This is a genomic window from Sulfitobacter dubius, assembly GCF_900113435.1.
Taxonomy (GTDB): Bacteria; Pseudomonadota; Alphaproteobacteria; order Rhodobacterales; family Rhodobacteraceae; genus Sulfitobacter; species Sulfitobacter dubius.
The window spans coordinates 651,480-672,900 of the sequence record NZ_FOPG01000003.1; the positions used below are offsets into that span (position 1 = coordinate 651,480).

At 60.8% G+C, this 21,421-nt stretch carries 21 protein-coding genes; 10 read left to right on the top strand and 11 right to left on the bottom strand.

What is annotated here, in order from left to right; all coding sequences use genetic code 11:
* Nucleotides 1-14: 14 nt before the first annotated feature.
* The 4 genes from kdsA to BM229_RS15730 form a co-directional block, all read right to left on the bottom strand.
* Complete coding sequence (gene kdsA, locus BM229_RS15715; protein WP_093928562.1) at nt 15-848, bottom strand: 3-deoxy-8-phosphooctulonate synthase; 834 nt, start codon at nt 846-848, stop codon at nt 15-17.
* Entirely contained in the window at nt 845-2,569 is a 1,725-nt protein-coding gene (locus tag BM229_RS15720; protein ID WP_093928563.1) for a KpsE/RkpR family capsule polysaccharide export protein, read from the bottom strand. The genes kdsA and BM229_RS15720 overlap by 4 nt, the downstream gene beginning before the upstream one ends.
* On the bottom strand, nt 2,547-3,206 hold the full coding sequence (locus tag BM229_RS15725; RefSeq protein WP_093928564.1) for an ABC transporter ATP-binding protein: 660 nt from the start codon (nt 3,204-3,206) through the stop codon (nt 2,547-2,549). The genes BM229_RS15720 and BM229_RS15725 overlap by 23 nt, the downstream gene beginning before the upstream one ends.
* Before the next feature lie 221 nt (nt 3,207-3,427).
* Nucleotides 3,428-4,051, bottom strand: coding sequence for an acyl-homoserine-lactone synthase (locus BM229_RS15730; protein ID WP_244152221.1), 624 nt, complete (start codon nt 4,049-4,051; stop codon nt 3,428-3,430).
* Between the two features lie 467 nt (nt 4,052-4,518).
* Between BM229_RS15730 and BM229_RS15735 the strand changes: the two genes are divergently transcribed.
* Complete coding sequence (locus BM229_RS15735; RefSeq protein ID WP_244152223.1) at nt 4,519-5,922, top strand: sensor histidine kinase; 1,404 nt, start codon at nt 4,519-4,521, stop codon at nt 5,920-5,922.
* A gap of 22 nt (nt 5,923-5,944) precedes the next feature.
* Here BM229_RS15735 and BM229_RS15740 read toward each other — a convergent pair whose 3' ends face one another.
* Nucleotides 5,945-6,976 (bottom strand): permease, encoded by a 1,032-nt coding sequence (locus tag BM229_RS15740; RefSeq protein WP_167360272.1) that lies wholly within the window; start codon nt 6,974-6,976, stop codon nt 5,945-5,947.
* Nucleotides 6,969-7,310: an ArsR/SmtB family transcription factor gene (locus BM229_RS15745; protein WP_093928568.1), complete on the bottom strand. Its 342-nt coding sequence runs from the start codon at nt 7,308-7,310 to the stop codon at nt 6,969-6,971. The genes BM229_RS15740 and BM229_RS15745 overlap by 8 nt, the downstream gene beginning before the upstream one ends.
* Before the next feature lie 109 nt (nt 7,311-7,419).
* Between BM229_RS15745 and BM229_RS15750 the strand changes: the two genes are divergently transcribed.
* Nucleotides 7,420-8,019, top strand: a complete 600-nt coding sequence (locus BM229_RS15750) for a uracil-DNA glycosylase family protein (RefSeq protein ID WP_093928569.1) — start codon at nt 7,420-7,422, stop codon at nt 8,017-8,019.
* Nucleotides 8,000-8,806: an SseB family protein gene (locus tag BM229_RS15755; protein ID WP_093928570.1), complete on the top strand. Its 807-nt coding sequence runs from the start codon at nt 8,000-8,002 to the stop codon at nt 8,804-8,806. Before BM229_RS15750 ends, BM229_RS15755 begins: the two co-directional genes overlap by 20 nt.
* 76 nt (nt 8,807-8,882) lie before the next feature.
* On the opposite strand, the gene BM229_RS15760 is transcribed toward BM229_RS15755, so the two are convergent.
* Nucleotides 8,883-9,494 carry a GcrA family cell cycle regulator gene (locus tag BM229_RS15760; protein WP_093928636.1) on the bottom strand — a complete coding sequence of 204 codons (612 nt, stop codon included), beginning with the start codon at nt 9,492-9,494 and terminating at the stop codon, nt 8,883-8,885.
* A gap of 362 nt (nt 9,495-9,856) precedes the next feature.
* Here BM229_RS15760 and BM229_RS15765 point away from each other — a divergent pair, with 362 nt between their 5' ends.
* From BM229_RS15765 to BM229_RS15775, 3 genes are all read left to right on the top strand, one after another.
* The gene (locus tag BM229_RS15765; protein WP_093928571.1) at nt 9,857-11,032 is read left to right on the top strand and encodes an aspartate aminotransferase family protein; all 1,176 of its coding nucleotides are present in this window, start codon (nt 9,857-9,859) and stop codon (nt 11,030-11,032) included.
* Between the two features lie 71 nt (nt 11,033-11,103).
* On the top strand, nt 11,104-12,009 hold the full coding sequence (gene argF, locus BM229_RS15770) for an ornithine carbamoyltransferase (protein ID WP_093928572.1): 906 nt from the start codon (nt 11,104-11,106) through the stop codon (nt 12,007-12,009).
* Complete coding sequence (locus tag BM229_RS15775; protein WP_093928573.1) at nt 12,006-13,040, top strand: 2-dehydropantoate 2-reductase; 1,035 nt, start codon at nt 12,006-12,008, stop codon at nt 13,038-13,040. The genes argF and BM229_RS15775 overlap by 4 nt, the downstream gene beginning before the upstream one ends.
* 19 nt (nt 13,041-13,059) lie before the next feature.
* On the opposite strand, the gene BM229_RS15780 is transcribed toward BM229_RS15775, so the two are convergent.
* Together BM229_RS15780 and BM229_RS15785 are read right to left on the bottom strand one after the other, a co-directional pair.
* The gene (locus BM229_RS15780; protein WP_093928574.1) at nt 13,060-14,541 is read right to left on the bottom strand and encodes an inorganic phosphate transporter; all 1,482 of its coding nucleotides are present in this window, start codon (nt 14,539-14,541) and stop codon (nt 13,060-13,062) included.
* Between the two features lie 173 nt (nt 14,542-14,714).
* Nucleotides 14,715-15,176, bottom strand: a complete 462-nt coding sequence (locus BM229_RS15785) for an NUDIX hydrolase (RefSeq protein WP_093928575.1) — start codon at nt 15,174-15,176, stop codon at nt 14,715-14,717.
* Between the two features lie 135 nt (nt 15,177-15,311).
* Here BM229_RS15785 and gndA point away from each other — a divergent pair, with 135 nt between their 5' ends.
* Entirely contained in the window at nt 15,312-16,760 is a 1,449-nt protein-coding gene (gene gndA / locus BM229_RS15790; RefSeq protein WP_208604099.1) for an NADP-dependent phosphogluconate dehydrogenase, read from the top strand.
* Between the two features lie 66 nt (nt 16,761-16,826).
* On the opposite strand, the gene truA is transcribed toward gndA, so the two are convergent.
* A complete protein-coding gene (truA, locus tag BM229_RS15795; protein ID WP_093928576.1) occupies nt 16,827-17,600 on the bottom strand; it encodes a tRNA pseudouridine(38-40) synthase TruA in 774 nt (257 codons plus the stop codon).
* Between the two features lie 89 nt (nt 17,601-17,689).
* On the opposite strand from truA, the gene BM229_RS15800 reads away from it, so the two are divergent.
* From BM229_RS15800 to BM229_RS15810, 3 genes are all read left to right on the top strand, one after another.
* On the top strand, nt 17,690-19,117 hold the full coding sequence (locus tag BM229_RS15800; RefSeq protein ID WP_093928577.1) for a YcjX family GTP-binding protein: 1,428 nt from the start codon (nt 17,690-17,692) through the stop codon (nt 19,115-19,117).
* 71 nt (nt 19,118-19,188) lie between these two features.
* Nucleotides 19,189-19,578 (top strand): GNAT family N-acetyltransferase, encoded by a 390-nt coding sequence (locus BM229_RS15805; protein ID WP_244152224.1) that lies wholly within the window; start codon nt 19,189-19,191, stop codon nt 19,576-19,578.
* A complete protein-coding gene (locus BM229_RS15810) occupies nt 19,578-20,582 on the top strand; it encodes a YcjF family protein (RefSeq protein WP_093928579.1) in 1,005 nt (334 codons plus the stop codon). The genes BM229_RS15805 and BM229_RS15810 overlap by 1 nt, the downstream gene beginning before the upstream one ends.
* 6 nt (nt 20,583-20,588) lie before the next feature.
* Here BM229_RS15810 and BM229_RS15815 read toward each other — a convergent pair whose 3' ends face one another.
* On the bottom strand, nt 20,589-21,365 hold the full coding sequence (locus tag BM229_RS15815; protein ID WP_093928580.1) for a sulfotransferase family protein: 777 nt from the start codon (nt 21,363-21,365) through the stop codon (nt 20,589-20,591).
* Between the last annotated feature and the right edge of the window lie 56 nt (nt 21,366-21,421).

Sequence of the window (21,421 nt, forward strand, 5' to 3'; positions counted from 1 at the left end):
GCTTTTGTTTAAATTCAGAATGTCAGCGGGTGGCTCTTGGCCAGCGCGTCGAATTGCATCAGCAGGTTGATCAGCCCCGGCATCTGGTCGAGGTAGATCATGTTTGGCCCATCGCTGGGCGCGGTGTCAGGGTCTTCATGCGTTTCCATAAAGATCGCTGCGACGCCGATGGATGCTGCCGCGCGGGCCATAACTGGGGCAAACTCGCGCTGACCGCCCGAGGAGCCGCCCTTGCCGCCCGGCTGCGCGACGGAATGTGTCGCGTCCATCACCACCGGATAGCCGGTTTGGGCCATCTGGGGCAGGCTGCGCATGTCGGCAACCAGCGTGTTGTAGCCGAAGGTCGTGCCGCGTTCGGTCAGCAGGATGTTCTTGTTGCCGGTACTTTCGATCTTGTCGACGATGTTCTGCATTTCCCAAGGGGCGAGGAATTGGCCCTTCTTGACGTTCACAGCCTTGCCCGCCTCGCCGGCTGCCAGCAGAATGTCGGTCTGGCGGCAGAGGAAGGCGGGGATTTGCAGCACGTCGACCACTTCGCCAGCTTGCGCGCATTGTGCTTCGTTATGCACATCCGTCAGTACGGGCACGTCGTTGGCGCGGGCCACGGATTGCAGTACCTGAAGACCTTTTTCGATGCCCAATCCGCGCTTGCCCGAAAGGGAGGTCCGGTTGGCTTTGTCGTAGCTTGCTTTGAAGATGAACTGCGCGCCCGCCGCGTTGCAGGCTTCTTTCAGAACGCCCGCGATCATCTGCGCGTGATCTTCGCTCTCTAGCTGGCAGGGACCAGCGATCACGGTGAGTGGGCGGTCGTTGCCGACTGTCAGATTTCCGATGCGCAGCTGGGTCATGAAGTTACCTGTTCTCTTAGAATGGACGCCGTCAGGGACAGCATCAGGTAGATGCCTGCAAAGATAAGGAAAGCCAATATCGTGTTTTCAAACTTGCGGGGGTAGGTGGCCTCATCCGGGGCTACGGGATTGACCGCCACGGTGAGGTAGCGGACCTGCCGCCCGGCCTCTGTTCGGGCTTGATCCATTGCGGTTTGCGCACTTTGTAGCACCATGTCAGCGGCGGCCAGATCGGCCTGTGCAAGCTGTGCCGCGACGGCCTGTTGGGCAAGCGAGTTTTCGCCTTCATTGGCGGCGGTCATCCGCTCGCGCAGCTTGGTTAACTGTTCGCGCAGGCGGCGCACATCGCCGCGCGCGCCATCGACCTTGGCTTGGTTCGGGCGCTGATTGTCGAGCAGGGCCGCCAGTTCGAGCTCTTTCTCGATCAACAGAGTCTCATAGCTGGTGATTTGGGTGCGGATCGAAGCGATCATCGCTTCGGGATCGACGTTGTTGTCGATCTGCAATGTAATCAACGCCTCTTGGGCATCACGGCGATTTTGAAGCGCAGTTTCATAACCTTCACGCGCATCGCGCATTCCGTCTTCGCGTTTTTGTTTGCTTAGATCGTTAACCCGTTCCTCGGCATAGGTGAGCAGGCGTTTTGAAAACTCTTCCGAGAGCTGGGGATCGGCGGCAATAACCTCCATCCGGATAACGCCTTCAGTCGGGTCGTAGCCGATTTTCACGTTCTTCTTATAGGTTTTATACGATTCTTCGTTGGTCGGGTCTTCGGTTAAACGCTGGATGGGGTCAATTTCCGGATCCGCGAAATGGGCGCGGAAATCGGCATCTTCGTCTAGCCGCAGCATGGCGTCTTTAGATTGCAGATAGGCCTGTGTGGCGATGCTGTCGGCACTGTTGGCGAATTGCGTGGGCAGCAGGCCGCCAAAGGGGCTTGTGCCTCCGCCGCCCTCGTTTTGGATGATTAGGAACTGGCTGTCGGTCGCATACATCGGCGTTGCGATCTTATAAAAGTAATAGCCCGCCGCGAATGTCGGTAGCATGACGAAAAAGGCGAGCCGCACCAGCAGCATCGCCCCCTTGCGGCGGCGGCGGCGGGTGATGTCGCGCTGGATGTCAGAGATCTCGCGCTGGCGGCGCTCTGCCGGGCTGACATCGGTAGAGGGAAGGCCGCGACCACCCGCAGGCGTGGTTTGAGGCAGTTGTACGCGCGCCGCACCCGACTGACCATGAGTGGCAGGCAGGCCTGCCCCGTCTTGATCACCGGCTTGCGGCACCACCAGTTCCAGCATGTTGGAGCGTTGGAAAGGGTCAATTCCCTTGGCACGCAACAGGCGCACAGCATCAAAATCCGAAGTGGGTGCCAGCCCGTGTTTCTGCGCCACCCGGCGGGCCATGCGCAGTTGTCGGCCCGTCAGCCCTTCGCGGCGGATCGCGTCGATATCTTGCTCGGCTGACACCTCCCCGGCTGAGGAGACCTCTCCTTCACGGCTGGTTTCTGGCGGGTTGGCTTTGCCGCTTCTTGCGGCATGTTCCAACGCTTCTTTACTGTGGGATGGTTTCACATCCGTAGCATCTGCCACGGCGCGCAGCTTGGCGGCTCTTTCTGCGCGTGCGGCATCGGACTGCGAAGTCTCGGCCTTTACGGCAGGGCTGGACGCCGCAGATGGCGTCACTTTGCGGATGCGGAATTTTCTAGCCTTGGGTTTCGTAGTCATAGAGCTGTTTCGCTTCTTCCAAGGTGTCGAACATATGCAGTTTACCATCCAAAAGGACAGCGGCGGAGCGGGCGAACTTTTCAAGCGTATGGGCTTGATGCGAAACGATGATAATCGTCGTGGTCCGCAGCCGTTCTTTCAGAATGTCACCCGCTTTGCGGTTGAATTCCACGTCTGTGGTGCCCGGCATGCCTTCGTCAATCAGATAGATATCAAAATCTAACGCCAACATCAGCGCAAAAGAGAACCGCGCCCGCATCCCCGCAGAATAAGTGCCAATCGGTTGATCGAAATATTCCCCCAGACCGCAAAGCCAGCGGCAAAAACTTTCGACGTAATCGGGATCGAGCCCATAAAGCCGCGCGATATAGCGGGCGTTTTCCATCGCAGAGACTTTGTTGACCACGCCGCCCATAAAACCCAATGGAAACGAGATGTTACAGCTGCGCCTGATCTCACCCTCATCCGGTTTTTCAAGCCCGGCCATCATATTGATGAGGGTGGTTTTGCCGGTTCCGTTGGGGGCCAGAATGCCCAAGGACTTGCCAAGTTCCACGCGAAAAGACACCCGGTCAAGAATGACCTTGTGCTGGGAGCCCGTCCAAAAGGACTTGGACACATTTTCAAATTCCAGCATTCCCTGCTCCGGTTGGTGCTGAGCGCGGCCTCTCGGCGCCTCTTGTATCAGAGGTATCTTAACCGTCTATTCACTGAATTTGACCACAATATGTCGAAATGCAGGCGAAGGTCGCTGCAAAGCTTCTTAAGGGCAGGCTGTGCGCGACCGAAATACGCTTCCCGCGCGGCGAGAAAAGGAACTGCGAAGGACATGAACGCCCCGCGAAAAAGCGTAGGAGGTCAGTGCAGCGTGTGGGTGCTTTCGGTCGGGGCGATGTCTCCGATATAGCTGACGTTCATCAGAGCGGCCTGCGTGCGATCGCCGTCAATGTTCTGCACCGGGCCGACGGGCACGGCGCTCATTAGGCCAAGACGCGTCATCCAACGGCTAAAAGTGGCGGGCACAATCCCCAATACATGGCTTGCACCCATGGCATAGGCGGCACCGGCCATTTGGTTCATCAGCATACGCTGCACGGCAATGCGGCGGTGTGCGGGGACGGCGTTGGTCAGGAACAGACGGGTGGCTTCCCAAATGTCATCGCGCACGGGCGCTTTGAAAAACAGCACATCTTGAGGAATGTCAGGTAGCATGCCCAACTGTGCATCACGTAGCATATAGCTGTATTGCGCACACGTTGAAGTGGTGGGCATCAAGCGGACGCCCCCCATGACTTCGCCATATTCATGCAGTACAATCCAGCGGGCACGGGGCGTATCGTATTGGTCAAACTCCATCCCATCAACCTGAGGTAGATCCCATTGCTTGTCATCAATGAAGATACGCCGGCGGGCACGCAGGAAATTTACGAATAATTCACCGTGCTGATGCATATTCAAAAACGACAAAGTCGTGGCGCGCATATACGGGTTGGCTTGGGCGAGGGCCTCTGGACTATAGGGATCGGGTTCGGCAGCCTTAGCGCCAAGCAGCCTACGCGGGAAACGATTATTTTTAACTTCCAACGCCTTAGCGTCTTGTGGCGTCAGTTCGGGAAGAACATCTTGCCAAGATCTACCACTAAATTTCCGTCCTTGCAGACTCATATCGGGCCTCAAAACTGCGGTGTAAAAATGCCTCTTATCAAGAGGGTAACCTCTAGTTGCACGAAATGGCCATACTTATGTCCCAATTCCGTGTGTAGAAGGGGTAAAGATCGCGTCTAACATGTGCTTCGATGCCGAAATGCAACATGTTCAGAGCCTTTTAAAACGGCAGAATGCCGGGTCCGAGCAGCCGACCGAAGAAAACGAGAGCGATGTCGCAGGAAAAAACAATATACCGCCCGACTCATACGGCTCATTTGGCGGACGCCACTAAGGTCCAGCAGATGCGCGACTACTCCCAAGTGGGCGTTAGCTTGTTCTGGCAGCGGCAGATGATATTTGCCGCTGCTATCTGCCTGTCCGCGTTCTATTATGAACTCTGGCTTTCGATATCGACGCTGATTTTGATCGCGATATCCGAGACGTTCGATTACATCCTGTTCTTGCGCATCACCAGATGGCGGGGGCGCAGCCCCCGATTGGCGCGGCTGTTCATGAACCGTATCTACATCGGCACAGTGCTCAGCGCCGGGGTGATCAGCTATTTCGCGCTTGGCATTGCGTTGCAACAAGGCGCGACGACACATTTCTTGCCGCTGTTTTTCCTGTTCGCAGCGGCACTTTTCGCGTCAATGAACAACCACCACATCCTGCCTGTGCTTATGATGCGGCTGGCGATCTATGGCGCGACTTTCCTGTTCATTCCAACCTGGGACATCGTGAGCACCGGGGCGACCATCGAGTCTGAGCTTTGGACGCAGTTGTTCACCGTTGTTTTCGTGCTGTATTTCATCGTCGATTGTTCGCGCATCTTCATGAAAATGTACCGCACCAACCTGCGCCAGTTGGAAGAGTTGAAGGCAGAGCATGAGAAGACCAAGATCGCCTTTAAGGTGAAGACTGAGTTCGTATCAACCATCAGCCACGAGTTGCGCACGCCGATGACCTCGATCAAAGGGTCGCTCGATATGGCCTGCGCGGGTGTTCTGGGTGAGATGACCCCACAGATGGAGAAGGTTTTGAAGATCGCGCAGCGCAATTCAGCGCGGCTCACTTCGATCATCAACGAAATTCTCGACCTGCAAAAGTTTGAGGCGGGCAAGATAAGCTTTGATATCGAACCGCTTGAAGTGCAGACGATTATCGAAGACGCGATTGAGCTTAACCAGTCCTTTGCGTCGAGCCTTGGTGTGACACTGCGCTATGCCAAGCCGTCGGATCCGGCGGGCATTGCCACGGATGAAAAGCGCTTGCAGCAGGTGATGTCGAACCTGTTGTCCAATGCGGCCAAGTTCTCTCCGGCTGGGTCGACCGTGAAGGTCACGTCGGTCACGGAGAACGAAAAGGTGCGCATCAGCGTGATAGACGAGGGGATTGGATTGTCAGAGTCAGAGCGTGAAAAGGTCTTTGATGAATTCTCGCAGATCGATTCATCAGACCAGCGCGCAGTTGGCGGTACGGGGTTGGGGATGAATATCTCTAAGCGGATCATCGAAGCCTTGGGCGGGGAGATTGACTATTTCAAAAACGAAGGCCCCGGCACGACGTTCTATATCGATATGCCTTTGGGAAATGGGTCTGGCCGCGAGCTGGCCCATGGGATGCATATCAAAGATATGATCAGCGGGGCCGGGCCGATTGGCGATGAAGAGACCGAAAAACCTTCGGGGGATCGGGCCGCAGCATAGTGTTGCTGCAGCCCGCCGCCATTTACGCCACCAATTGCCAAGCAACACCAGCAAAGATCGCGCCGACAAAGGCAAAACCGAGATAGGCCGCAAAAATATGCGGTTTGACCAGCGCCCAGACCGCGATGGCCGCCGGGATACAGCTTACTCCGCCTGCGACGACAAAGGACATGGCCGCGCCTTGGGTCATGCCTTGGGCCAGCAGCGCGTCGATCAGGGGCACGGCGGCATAGCCGTTGAGATAGGCCGGCGCCCCCACCAAAGCGCCGAGGATGATCGGCATGACTCCGGTGCCTCCCAAGACGTTGGCGATCCATTCTGCGGGTACATAGGTCAGCATGAGGGCTTCGACCACATAGGCGAGGGTCAGCCATTTGACGAGGAACAGCGCATTCGTCAGCGCCGTGTCGACAAAGCTCGCGCGGCGCTCGGGCTCTTGCCAAAATTTCCAGACCGGTGCGCCGGAAAAGGGTTTGGCCGACGAACAGCAGCTGCTTTTCGCGGGCTGGGCGCGCAGCGGATCGTTGAAAAGCGGGGTCCGCGATAGAGCCAATACGGTGAAGCCACCGAACATGCCGACGCCAAGTGCTGCGATGGTTTTCGCCACGGCGAAATCAAAGCCGAGCGTGCCAGAGGTAATAGCGAACATCGCCGGGTCCATCAGCGGGGAGGCTAGCCAAAAGGCCATGACCGCACCCAGCGGGGCCCCGACAGCGAGAAGGGCGGCAATAAAGGGGATCACTTCGCAGCTGCAAAAGGGAGACAGCCCGCCAAGGGCGGCTGCCATGACCACCATCCGGGCCGGATTGCCCTCAAATGCGCTGGCGAGCAGGCTCTCGGCGCCGCTCGCTTTGAGGTAAGCCACGGCCAGCACCGCGAAGGCGATGAAAGGGGCCGTGCCCAAAAGGGCTTCGGCGGCGAAGATGACGGTGGGCACGGCTTGCGGTGGATCCAACAGGGCGATGAGGGCCAGAAGGACCACTGTGATGCCCCAAGCGCCTTTCAGAAAGGCCAAGCGGTGCAGCGCGGGGAGGGTTTGTGTGGTATCAGCCATGGTTATGCTCCGTGCAGCCGTCGATCGCGTCCGCGCAGCATTCGGTCAGCAGGAAATTTGCCAGCGCCTGTACTTCTTCATAGGCGACGGCGGCGCAGATTGTGCTGCGACCTTGCTTTTCCTGTTTCACCAATCCGGCAGAGGCCAAAAGTTTCAGGTGATGCGTCAGGGTCGAGCCGGTCACGCCGGTGCGTTCGCCCAGCGTGCCGATGCTCAACCCAGCTGATCCGGCGCGCACCAGCGTGCGCAGCACCAACAGGCGTTGTTCTGATCCAAGTGCTGCAAAGCTGCTGGCAGCGAGGGTGAGGGCGGGGGTTGCGGATTCTTGTTTCATGATTCTAGAAATATAGAAACGTCAGCGCGATGCAATCTTTATTTCGATAAATATCGAAGTGAACGCCCGCCGCCCTTTATCTTTCGGCCCTACCGCTTATCTCCTGCTCATGAAAGATATCCGAGATGATCTAGCCGCCTGCCGCCTTTGTGCCGAGCGTTTTGCCGTGACGGCGACCCAGCATCGCCCACGGCCCATCGTCTGGTTCAAACCCGGCGCGCGGCTGCTGATTGCTAGCCAAGCGCCCGGCAAACGGGTGCATGAGGCGGGCAAGCCGTTCTGGGATATGTCAGGCACCCGGCTGCGCGACTGGTTGGGGCTGGATGAGGCGACATTCTATGACCGCAGCCGGGTGGCGATCGTGCCGATGGGCTTTTGTTTTCCGGGCTATGACGCCAAGGGCAGTGACCTGCCGCCGCCGCGTATCTGTGCCCAAACTTGGCGCAAACCAGTGTTGGAGATGCTGCCGGATTTCCGGCTCACGGTGTTGATCGGGGCCTATGCGATGAAATATCACCTGCCCGGATTCCGCAATGTGACCGAGGCTGTGGCGGGCTGGCGGGATCATCCGCCGGGGGTCTTTGCCTTGCCTCATCCGTCGTGGCGCAATACCGGATGGTTGAACAAGAATCCCTGGTTCGCGGAAGAGGTCTTGCCCCGTCTGCGCGCCGCCGTGTCCGAGGTGATGAATGACCGACCGCCAAACTGACCCCAAGACCGAGCTGACCCCGCTCGACCAAGCCCATGCCGCGATGACCTCTGCCCCCGACGACGACGCGGCGCGGCTGCGATTTTACGAGCGTATCGCGGATGTCGAGCTTTTCATGCTGCTTGAGGATGAGCCGCAGGGCGATCAGATCAGCCCGGTGCTGCTCGACGATAGCTATGTCATGGTCTTCGACCGCGCCGCGCGGCTCTCGGCCCATGTGGGGGAGGCGTCTCCCTATGTGGCGCTCTCGGGTCGTGCGATTGCCGCGATGTTGGAGGGGCAGCCCTTGGGCATGGCGGTAAACATCGGTGTGGCCCCGTCGGAGATCCTTCTGCCTGCCGAGGCGATGGACTGGCTGCGCAGTACCTTGGCCCATGCGCCGGGCGAGGTGGAGGCAGGCATCGACCGCGTGTTCCCGCCTCAGGGCTTGCCTGAGACGCTGATCGCCGCGATTGATGCGAAATTGGCGACGGCCACCGGCATGGCGGCAGGCGCGTTCCTTGTGGGGGTCGAATATACCGGCGGCGGGCGCGGGCATCTTCTGGCCTTCGTCGGGGCGATCCCCCGCGCGCAGGACGCGCTTGTGCGCGCGGCGTCCGAGGCGCTGACCTTCTCGGGAATTGAGGCAGGCGCGATGGACGTGGGTTTCTTCGGCCCCAATGACCCGGTGGTCGAGAAACTGGCCCGCGTCGGTCTGCGCTTTGACTTGCCGCAGATGGAGCCCTTGCAGAATACACCGCGTATGGCTCCGGGGAGCGATCCGGCGAAACCGCCGAAACTGCGTTGATCTTTTCACTGGGCAAAGAAAAAGGCGGGCCGGGTTTTCACACCCACCCGCCTTTTTTAATTTCAAGAAGCCGGTCTTAGCGGCGGCGGTCGCGCCGTGCGCTCATCGGCTGGAAGGCGACGCCGACATGGGCTTCGCAATAGGGTTTGCCCTGCTGCACAGGCAGGCCGCAGAACCAGAAATCGTCTGTCGCAGGGTCACCCACGGGCCATTTGCAGGTCCGCTCGGTCAGGTCCATCAGGCCGATCTTTTTGGCCTTCTTCTCGACTTCGCTGACTTTGGCCAGCGCTTCGGGGCTGATCTCATTAGCGGAAGGCTGCGGCGGCAGGGGTTGGCCTGCGGGGATGATCTGTTTGCGCGCGGGCAGGTTGGGCTTGGGCGCCGGGGCTGCGGCGGGCTCTTCGGCTTCTGGTGCGGGGGCGGCTTCAGCCTCTGGCTCGGGCGTTGCTTTGGCAGCGGGCTTGGGCTTGGCCTCAGCCTTGGGCGCGGCTGGTTTGGCCTTGGGCTCCGGCTTGGCCGCTGCGGCCGCTGGCGCAGCGGCAGTGCGGTTCGACAGGCCCAAACGGTGGACTTTGCCGATCACGGCGTTGCGCGTCACCCCGCCCAGTTCTTTCGCGATCTGGCTGGCGGACTGGCCTTCGCCCCACATCTTTTTCAGTGTTTCTACGCGCTCATCAGTCCAGGACATACGGGGTTCCCCAGTTAAAAAGCGGCCCCATAGCCCGGACCGCTTTGTCAGTTTATCAGCCCCCATTTTATCTTTTGGGGCCGCAGGTGCAAGCGCCGATCCCCATAAGGGCGGCAGGTTGCGATTGGGGCTTTACGTGGGGGATGAAGGGCGGCTATGCAAGGCCCATGATCATTTCCGCCACATATTTCATCCGACGACGCACCGTCCGATAAACGCGCGGCCCTTTTTAGGGCGGCCCGATGGCCTGATCTCGCAGCATGCATGTTGCACCCTTTCAAAAACAATCAAATCCCATTGACCCTGCGCCAGCCCCATGCCCTTTTACCGGCGTGATATGGCCCCTTCCTAAGGACAAACAGATGATCGCTTCCGTTCTGCCGACCTATAACCGTGCCCCTTTGACCTTTGTCAAAGGCGAAGGCACATGGCTGATCGAGGCGGATGGGCGACGTTTTCTCGACCTTGGCGCGGGGATCGCGGTGAACGCGCTTGGTCATGCGCATCCGGCGCTTGTGAAGGCGCTGACCGATCAGGCGCAGGCGCTTTGGCATACGTCCAACCTCTACCATATCCCACAGCAAGAAGCGCTGGCGGATAGGCTGGTGGCCGAGACTTTTGCCGACACGGCGTTCTTCTGTAACTCGGGCACCGAGGCTTGTGAGCTGGCCGTGAAGATGGCGCGCAAGTATTTCTATGACGCGGGCCAGCCTGAGCGGGTTGAGATCATCACCTTCAGCGGGTCGTTCCACGGCCGTTCCTCTGCCGGGATCGCGGCTGCGGGGTCTGAGAAGATGACCAAGGGATTCGGCCCGTTGCTGCCGGGTTTCGTGCATCTCGACCTAGGCGACAGCGAAGCGCTAAAGGCCGCCATCACCGGCAAGACCGCCGCCATCATGGTCGAGCCGGTGCAGGGCGAGGGCGGTATCCGCGCTGTGCCTGACGCGGAATTGCAGCAGATGCGCGCGCTTTGTGATCAGCACGGGCTGCTTTTGATCTTTGACGAGGTGCAATGCGGTGTGGGTCGGACCGGACGGCTCTTTGCACATGAATGGGCCGGGGTGACACCCGACATCATGATGGTCGCCAAGGGCATTGGCGGGGGATTCCCCTTAGGCGCGGTGCTGGCAACCGAAAAGGCCGCATCGGGCATGACCGCAGGCACCCACGGGTCGACCTATGGGGGCAACCCGCTGGGCTGCGCCGTGGGCTGCGCGGTGCTGGATGTGGTGGCCGATGAGGCGTTTCTAGCCGAAGTGAACCGTAAGGCCGGGCTGATGCGTCAGCGCCTTGAGGGGCTGGTGGCCGAGCATCCCGAGGTCTTTGAAGAGGTGCGCGGCGCGGGGCTGATGCTGGGGCTGAAGTGCAAGGTGGTGAATGCCGATGTGGTCGCCTCAGGCTATGCCCATGACCTGATCACCGTGCCCGCCGCCGACAACGTGATCCGCCTGCTGCCGCCGCTGACCATTTCTGACGATGAGATTGCCGAGGCCGTGACCCGCCTTGACGCCATCGCGCGTGATCTCACTCCGGCCTGAGGGTCATTCACCTAAAATATTCCTCGGGCACCGGAGGCCGCGCCTTTCGACCCGCAAGACAGAGACGACAGATGAACCATTTTCTTGATATCCACCAAACCGCCCCCACCGATTTGCGGCAGATCATCGACAGTGCCGCCGCCATGAAGGCCGCACGCAATGGCCGTCCGCGCGGTGCGCCGGATGAAGAACAGCCGTTGAAAGACCAGATGGTTGCGCTGATCTTTGAAAAACCTTCGACCCGGACGCGCGTTTCCTTTGACGTGGGCGTGCGTCAGATGGGCGGTCAGACGATGGTGCTTTCAGGCGCTGATATGCAGTTGGGCCATGGTGAAACCATCGCCGACACCGCCCGCGTGCTGTCACGTTATGTCGATATGATCATGATCCGCACTTTTGAGGAGCAGACCCTGCTGGAAATGGCCGAATACGCCAGCGTGCCGGTGATCAACGGGCTGACCAACCGCACGCACCCCTGTCAGATCATGGCCGATATTCAGACTTTCGAGGAACATCGCGGACCGATCAAAGGGCGCAAGGTGGTTTGGTCAGGCGACGGCAACAATGTCTTCGCGAGCTTTGCCCATGCGGCCAAACAGTTCGACTTCGAACTGGTCTTTACCGGGCCGCAGACGCTGGACCCCGAACAGGCACTTGATGGTCTGTATTCCATTGAGCGCGACCCGCAAAAGGCTGTTGAGGGCGCCGATCTGGTGGTCACCGACACGTGGGTCAGCATGCATGATCCGCAGTCGGCACGCGAACGGCGGCACAACCAGCTGCGTGGCTATCAGGTGAACGACGCGCTGATGGCGCTGGCTAAGCCTGACGCGCTTTTTATGCACTGCCTGCCCGCGCACCGCGACGACGAGGCGACAAGCTCGGTTATGGACGGCCCGCATTCGGTGATCTTTGACGAGGCCGAAAACCGTCTGCACGCCCAAAAAGCCGTCATGCGCTGGTGTCTGGGCGCATGAGCGACGGCCCCCGCATCGTTGTCGCGGGCGCGGGGGCGATCGGTTGTTTTATCGGCGGGTTGCTGGCCGGGGCGGGGCATTCCGTGACCCTGCTGGCCCGGCCTCGTATTCAGGCCGAGATCCGTACCCACGGACTGACGTTAACCGATTTTGGCGGCATGGCCCGCTACCTCTCGGCGGATGATCTGACCCTCGCGAGTGATGAGACCTGTCTGCGCGATGCCGATATCGTGCTGGTCACGGTCAAATCGCGCGACACCGAAAACATGGCCCGGCTTATCGCCCGCCACACGGCGCAGGGCGTGCAGGTCATCAGTCTGCAAAACGGCATGGGCAACCGCGCGATCTTCGCCCAGCACCTGCCGCAGCATGATCTGCGGGCGGGGTTGGTGCCTTTCAACGTCGTCGCGATGGGGCAGGGGTGCTATCACCGGGCAAGCTCGGGCGATCTGGTGATCGAAGGCGGGCCGGCTGATTTGGCGGCGCGGCTCTCACTCCCCAATTTGAAGATGACAGAACACGCGGATATCACGGCCCTGCAGTGGGGTAAGTTCCTGATGAACCTAAACAACGCGCTGAATGCGCTGAGCGGGTTGCCGTTACAGGCCCAGTTGCAGGATCGGGCGTGGCGACGTCTGATGGCCGATCAATGGGCTGAGGCGCTGACGGTCTTGCGGGCCGAGAAAATTCGCCCCGCCATGACGACGCCGATCCCTGCGCGGCTGGTTCCGGCGCTGCTGCGCCTGCCGACGCCGCTGTTCACGCGCATTGCTGCGACCATGATGCAGATCGACCCGCAGGCGCGGACCTCCATGGCACAAGACCTCGCCGCGCGCCGCGCGACCGAGATCGACGCGCTGCAAGGTGAGGTGCAGCGGCGCGGGCAAACCTTGGGCCGGGCGACGCCGGTGGCGGATATGGTGGTGCGGGTGATGGGCTGGGCTGAGCTTGCGGGCGAAGGGCTGCCGCATCTGCCGGTCACCGCCCTGCGGGCCGAGATGGCAGCAGGGCAGGACCAGCAAGAGGGGTAAGGCGCAGACGCGCCTGACCTTAGTTTACAAAGGAATTAAGTGCCCAAAAGACAATCCCCGACAGCAGTGCCGCTGCTGGTACGGTAATTACCCACGCCGCAACGATGGTCATGAAGTGGGAACGGCGCACCAGCTTGCGGCGGCGGCGCTCTTCTTTGGCGATGCGTTTCACCTCTCCGGTTTTGGCACCTATGCGCCGCAGACGACGCTCCATATGCCATTCGCGGTAGAAGCCCACGCCAAAAACCCCGCCCACAGCGATATGGGTCGATGAGACCGGCAGCCCCAACCAAGAAGCCACGATCACCGTGATCGCTGCCGACAGTGCCACGCAATAGGCGCGCATCGGGTTCAGTTTGGTAATCTGGCTGCCAACCATACGGATCAGCTTGGGGCCGAAAAGGAACAGACCAAAGGAGATGCCGAAGGCGCCGATAATCATCACCCATGTGGGGATGCTGACCTTATCATCAAAGCCGCCGAACTCTGTCGCGTGTACAATCGCCGCCAGTGGGCCAACCGCATTGGCCACGTCATTCGCCCCATGAGCAAAGCTGAGCAGGGCGGCGGAGAGGACCAGCGGCAGGCCAAAGAGCGTTTTGACAGAGCGGTTGCGGTTCTCCATGCCTTCGGATTTCTGACGGATCAGCGGCGCGGAGATCACATAGGTCACCAAGCCGACGACAAGGCCGATAATCAACGCCATCGGCATATCGATGGACACGATCTTTTTCAGACCTTTCAGCGCCAGATAGGCGGCAAAGACCCCCGCCATGACGCCGACCAGCACCGGAACCCATGTGCGCGCGGCGGCGATTTTGTCATCTTGATAGATGATACGGGCCTTGATGAACGCAAGGAACATCGCCGCAACTGCCCCGCCCAGCACGGGAGAGATCACCCAACTGGCGGCGATCATGCTCATCGAGCTCCAGTTGACGACACCGAAACCCGCAGCAGCGATGCCCGCGCCCATGACGCCGCCAACGACCGAATGCGTGGTTGAGACTGGCGCACCGACCCATGTGGCAAGGTTTACCCACAGCGCGGATGAAATCAGCGCCGCCATCATCGCCCAGATAAAGATCCGGGTGTCAGCCACGCTGGCCGGGTCAATGATCCCTTTGGAAATGGTCGAAACCACGTCCCCCCCCGCCAGCAACGCGCCTGCGGATTCGCAAAGTGCGGCAATAACGATGGCACCGCCCATGGTCAGCGCATTGGCCCCTACGGCGGGGCCCATATTATTGGCCACGTCATTCGCGCCGATGTTCACGGCCATATAAGCGCCAAAGGCCGCCGCTGCGATCACGACAAAGCTAGAGGGCTGGTGCCCAAAGAAGACCGCAGCAACAGCACCCGCCACCACGATAAAGGCCAGCGCGATGCCGGGCCCCACGAGAGGCCGTGCGACATAGGTCGCGGCCAGTTCGACTTGCGAAATACGGTTGAGGTCTTTGTCCAGCGTCTTCCACTGGCTGCCCTGCGGTTCCGTTGCCATTCTTTGATGATCTCCCAAAGATCCTAAAGTTCAGCGGCAGGTGACATAAGGTCGCTTAGGGTGCAAGTCACGCTGTCACAAAATTGTAACATGTTGCGGAGGGAGAGCTGGGCAAGGAGGGGCGTAGACGTGCCGGGCAACGGCCCGGCACCTAAGGCGATTTTGCTGCCTGCTTAGTGAAAAGCGGTCAATATCGCTTTGAGATCAGGCTCATCCACCAACTCGGCGGCCTCTTGAGGGGTGAACCACGCGCGTTTGCGCATGCCCGCTTCTGGGTATTCCTCGCTCAGGTCACGGACGCGGGTCAAATAGACCTGTGTGGTCACGGGCACGGTTAGCCCTTCGCCCAAGCCTTTGTCATACTCAAAAATGCCCATCGGATCGGATTCGATATCCGCCTCGGTTACGCCGGCCTCTTCCCACGCTTCTTGCAGCGCGGCGCCGGCACCGTCTAGCCCGTCAATCGGCCAGCCCTTGGGCAGGATCCAACGGCCTGTGTCGCGGCTGGTAATCAGTAGCACCTTTTTGCCCGCTTCGGTATCGCGATAGCAAAGGGCGGCAACTTGCACCCGGCGGGGGCGTTTGAAAATAGGAAGGACCATATCCTCCCATGCGCGTCTAAATACTTGTGTCATTACAGAACTATGCCTCGGTCGGGTGTTTTTCTTGTTATCCGGACATTATATAGTCTTGTTAAATGCAAATCAAACTGCAGCGCTTCGGATTGAGGTGCAAACAGTGTGACCGGCTAAAGGTGAGGCATCAACGATATGGCAACTGGCACGCAGGCAATGGGAGGCGCGACCGATGGCATGGGCGCCGATATTGGGGTTTATGGTCTGGGCACCATGGGGTCGGCGTTGGCGCTTAATCTGGCCGACAGCGGATTTACCGTGGCCGTCAGCAATAGAGAAGCGGAATGGATCGCACAGTTTCTGGCCGAAGCAGGGCCATTGGCCGAACGTCTGACCGGGGCAGAAAGCCTCGAGGCGTTCGTCGCCGCGATTGCCCGCCCGCGCAGCATCCTTTTCATGATCCCCTCTGGCGCGCCGGTTGATGCCATGATTGCAGCGATCAAACCGCTGCTTGATGAGGGCGACACGCTGATTGATGGCGGCAACGCCGATTTCCACGACACCCGCCGCCGCAGCGCCGAGTTGGAGGGCACGGAGTTGCATTTCGTTGGCATGGGCGTCTCGGGCGGTGAAGCTGGCGCGCGCAATGGCCCGTCGATGATGGTAGGCGGCAGCGATCATTCTTGGGAGCAGTTCCAACCCATGGCAGAGGCCATCGCGGCGGATTTCGAAGGGTCGCCCTGTGTGGCGCATCTCGGGCCTGATGGGGCCGGGCATTTCGTTAAGACGGTGCACAACGGCATTGAATACGCCGACATGCAGATGATTGCCGAGGTTTACGGCCTGCTGCGCGACGCGGGCGGACTGGGCGCGGTAGAGATCGGCAATCTGTTTGCTGAGTGGCAGAAGGGGCCGCTGAGTTCCTATCTCATCGAAGTTTCTGCCGCAGCGCTGTTGTCTGTCGACACGCAGACCGGCACGCCGATGGTCGACGTGATCCGCGATCAGGCGGGGCAAAAGGGCACCGGCCGCTGGACGCTGATTGAAGCGCTAAAGATGGGGCAGTCGGCCAATACGATCGAAGCCGCTGTCGGTGCGCGCGGTTGGTCGAGCGAGAAGGCAGTGCGAGAGATGGCAGAGCCGCTTCTGCCCGAAGGCGTACAGGACGCACCGCTGCCCGAGCCGGGTGATCTGGAACAAGCCTTGTTGGCAGGGCGGATCATCGGCCACGCGCAGGGCTTTCGGATCCTCAGCGCCGCGTCGGAGGAGTTTGAATGGTCGCTCGATATGGCGCGCATTTCCGAGATTTGGCGCGCGGGCTGCATTATCCGCTCTGCGCTGCTGGATGAATTTGCCGATGCGTTTCGCGGTGAATTGCCCGGTGGGCATTTGATCCTTGCACCCGCCATGCGCAAGCGGCTGGAGGAGAGCGTTCCGGCGCTACGCCGTGTGGTGGCCGCAGGGGCGCTTTTGGGGGTTGCTTTGCCGGCACTATCGGCGGCGCTGGCGTGGTATGACACTATGCGCCGGGCGCGTGGAACGGCGAATATGATCCAAGCGCAGCGGGATTTCTTTGGCGCACATGGGTTTGAACGCCAGGGCGAAGAAGGCAAGTTCCACGGGACGTGGAATCCGCTGCCTTAGAGATCGCTTTCGGCTCGGTTTTTGCCGCCGGGCCGGTGGCACCTCATAGGCTGGCGCTGCTCTGCGTTAGGCTTGTGCGAAGGGGGGCACAGGATAGCTCACATGCGCCAGATACAACCCCTGCGGCGGGCACACCGGACCGCAGGCGGCTCGGTCTCGTGCGGCAAGCGCTGCACCCATATCCGCCACGCTCCATGATCCGGCGCCGACGCGCTCAAGCGACCCGACGAAGCTGCGCACCTGATTGTGCAGGAAAGACTGTGCACGCACATCGAAATGATATTCCGTCCCGGCTTCAGTTTCGACCTCGCAAACGTCAAGCCGACCCAAAGTTTTAATCGGGCTTTGCGCCTGACAAATTGTTGAGCGGAAGGTGGTAAAATCATGTTTGCCCACCAACAGGTCCGCGGCCTCCTGCATTGCCGCTACATCCAGCGGATGTTTGATCTGCCAGACCAGCCCCGCTTGATGCACCGCAGGGGCGCGACGGCTGAGGATGCGGAAATGGTAACGCCGCTCCAACGCCGAGAAACGCGCGTGGAAATCAGGCGGCGCCAATGCGCAATCAGTGATCGCAACGGGTTGGGGTTTGAGGTGATAATTCAACGCCTCCCCCAAGCGGAAAGGCGACCACTCGCGTGCCATATCACAGTGTGCCACCTGCGCCAAACCATGCACCCCGGTATCCGTTCGACCAGCGGCGGCGATCGTATGTTCGCCGGGCTCTAACCGCGCGAGCGCTGCTTCGATCGCCCCCTGCACAGTAGGAAGGTCAACTTGACGCTGCCAACCTTTGAAAGGCGCGCCGTGGTATTCGATTTTCAGAGCATATCTGGGCATGGACGGGGCATTAGCGCGGGCGGGCGCTTCTGGCAATCCCCGGCTGCCAGCCCTATGTTAACGCCAAAGACAAAGGGACGGGCGCAGCTTTGGGTATCACAGGCATTGCCGACGGCATTTGGCGGCAGTTTGAGAATGTCACCGACACGGTCGGCGAGACGTTTTTTGAGCCGGTGATCCGGCTCGGGGTCACGGGGCTTGCGCGGTCGGGCAAGACGGTTTTCATCACCTCGCTGGTGGCGAACCTGCTGGATCGGGGGCGGATGCCGGGGCTGTTGGCGGCCTCCGAAGGGCGGATTGAGGCGGCGTTTTTGCAGCCACAGCCCGACGATACCGTGCCGCGTTTTGACTATGAGAACCACCTCGCCGCGCTGACCGGCAAGACGCCGCATTGGCCGGAAAGCACGCGGGCGATCTCGGAATTGCGGCTGTCGCTCAAGGTGCGGCCCAATGGGTTGCTGGCGGGGCTGCAAGGGCCGCGCACGCTGCATCTGGATATCGTGGATTACCCCGGCGAATGGCTGCTTGATTTGGCGCTGATGGATGTCACCTACGCTGAATGGTCGGCGCAGGTGATTGAGCGTATCGCAAACCGAGAGGAGGCGGCGGGCTACCGCGCGCTGGCCGAACAGACCGACCCCCATGCCGAGCTGGAAGAGACCACGGCCCGCAAGCTTGCCGACAGCTTTGCCGACTATCTGCAAACCGCGCGCGCTAATGGCTATTCCGACTGCACGCCGGGGCGGTTCCTGCTGCCCGGTGATCTGGCCGGATCGCCGGTGCTGACCTTCGCGCCGCTGCCCGGTTCGGACGGCGCGCCGCGTAAGTCGCTGATCCGCGAAATGGCGCGGCGGTTCGAGGCCTATAAGAAACGGGTGGTGCAGCCCTTCTTCCGGGATCATTTCTCTCGGATTGATCGGCAGGTGGTGCTGGTCGACGCGCTTGGCGCGATCCATCAAGGGCCGCGCGCGGTCGAAGATCTGCGCGGCGCCATGGCCGATATTCTGGGCGCGTTCAGGCCGGGGACGAACAACTTCCTGACCAGCTTGCTGCGGGGCAAACGGGTTGAGAAAATTCTCTTTGCCGCGACCAAGGCCGATCATCTGCACCACAGCCAGCATCCTCGGCTGAGTGGCATCATGCAGGCGCTGATCCGCGACGCGCGGGACCGGGCGCAATACGCAGGCGCGGGCACGCGGGCGATGGCCATCGCCAGCCTGCGTGCCACGACCGAAGACGTGATGACCCATGGCGGAGAGCAACTTGACGTGGTGCGCGGCACGCTGCTGAACGATGATGAAACGCGCGGGCGACAGGCGGCTTTTTACCCCGGTGAATTGCCTGAAGACCCGGCGCATCTTCTGACCCCCGCCCGGCAGGGCGCGCAGGAATGGCTGGGGGCGGATTACCAGATCATGCGTTTTGCGCCGGCGGTGTTGGACCTGCGTCCCGGCGACGGCCCGCCCCATATCCGGCTCGACCGCGCGGCGGAGTTTCTGATCGGGGATCGGCTATGAGCGAAGTGTTGACCCGCCCCGCTACTCTGCGTCCAGCGCAGCCCTTGGACGCGGGCGCTGTAGGCGGCATCATGAGCGATTTTGCGCGCGATACCAATTGGTTGCCGCGCATTCATACAGCGGCAGAGGACATCGCCCATGCAGATGCTATGATCGCGCGGGACTGGGTCACCGTAGCCGAGCAAGCAGGCAAAATCACCGGTTTTGCCGCCTGTGAGGGGGGCGAGTTGGACGCGCTCTATGTGTCCCATGCGGCGCGGGGGCAAGGCATCGGCTCGGCCCTTTTGATCGCGTTAAAGTCGCGCCATAAGACTCTGACATGCTGGACATTTCAGGCCAACGCGCGGGCCATCGCGTTTTACCGCCAACACGGTTTTGCCGAAACCGCGCGCGGCGATGGCAGCGCCAATGACGAAGGGTTGCCCGATTTGACATTGCACTGGCAGAGGGAGGCCGCCTGATGGCCCGCGGACCGATCCTGTTCGACCTAGAAGAAGACGCCAAGCCCCAGCCCTCGGTCGCCGACGCGCCTGCTGTGCCTGAGTTGGACGTGGATACCCCGCCGCCCAAGGGTCAAGCGATGCAGATCGCGGCACGGCTCGCCGCGCGCAAACCGTCGCGGCTGGTGCGGATGTTCTGGGCGCTGGCCGGGGCGCTGGTGACGGCGCTGGTGTCGATTGCGGCTTGGACTTTTGTGACCGACCTGATGGCGCGCTACCCGCTGCTGGGCTGGGCGATGACGCTGCTGATCGGGGCGTTTTTGCTGGTCTTGCTGTTACTGTCGTTGCGCGAAATGGCGGCCTTTGGGCGGCTCGCGCGGCTGGACGGGCTGCGCCACGACGCGGGCGAGGCGCTGGCGCAGGGGGATTTGGCCGCCGCACGCAGCGTGACGGATCGGCTGGAAACGCTTTACAAACACCGTGAAGACACCCGCTGGGGCCGCGACCGGCTGACCGAACTGCGCGGCGATCAATTCGATGCCGAAGCGCTGCTGGGGCTGGCCGAGAGCGAGGTTCTGGCCCCGCTGGACAGCGCCGCCACCCGCGAGGTTGAGGCCGCCGCCCGGCAGGTCGCCGCCGTCACGGCACTGGTTCCGCTGGCGCTGGCGGATGTCGCCGCAGCGCTCAGCAGCAACCTGCGGATGATCCGCCGAATTGCCGAGATTTACGGCGGGCGCTCGGGGTTTTTTGGCTCATGGCGGCTGACCCGTGCTGTGCTGTCGCATCTGGTGGCGACGGGAGCCGTGGCGGTGGGTGATGACCTGATCGAGCCGCTTCTGGGGGGGTCTATCGTTGCCAAACTAAGCCGCCGTTTTGGCGAGGGGCTGGTAAATGGCGCGCTGACCGCACGTGTGGGGGTCGCGGCGATCGAAGTCTGCCGTCCGTTGCCCTTTGTGCGGGAAAAACGGCCCGGTGTGCGGGGCATCGTCAAACGGGCGCTTACTGGGGTTTTCGGTAAGGAATAAGGTAATCTAGGGCGCGGCATTTTCGCGGATGGCCCGCAGGGGGTGCTGGATTATTCCGCGAAATGTCCCGACAGCCAGCCCGGGCTGATATCCCCAGCTTGCGGCCTTTTCGGCCTGTTCGGGGTTCATCTGAAGCGCGCCTTGATACTGCTGATTGCCGTCCGAGATCAACTCAGGCAGTGAGGTTTCGGGCAGGTCAAGAAAGGCCGCGATCCGGCGAAGCGCCTTGGGTGTATCCGCAACGATATCTTCGTACCGCAGTACCATCACAGCATGCAGATATGGCAGGTCGCCAAGCAGTTGTGCCTGTGCCGCGATCCAATGGTCAATCAACTGCTCCGCGGGGGCACCAACCCAAGACGCGACCGAGGCCGCGACCGCCTCTGGATGGCGCAGAACGATTATGAATTGAGACATTGGGAAAAGCTGCTGCAGCAACCGCATACGGGTCAGGTTGACCGGTGATTTCTCAACCCGCCAGCGCAAATCGGGGGCAAACCACGGGGCCCAGTCGTTCTCCAAACGTGTCTTTGTTTCCAATGAATTCAGCGGGTGATCTTCGGTTAGATGTTCTGCCGGATTGGTCGCAAAATGCATGGGCCGCCCCGATTGCGCCGTATGCGCGATGGCACCTTGCAGGTAAACGCCCTCATTCTCGGGCGCGTCCGATCCGGTAATGCCGCCCGCACCGGGCAGCGCATTGGCCAGTCGGTTCACCAGCGACGTGCCAGAACGGTGCAGCCCGCCGATAAACAAATAGCGTGGAGGAGTTTTGAGGGACATCAGGTGGCTCGTTATGGGGCATGCGATTGGGCACAACGGAAAGCCAGCTAGACCAC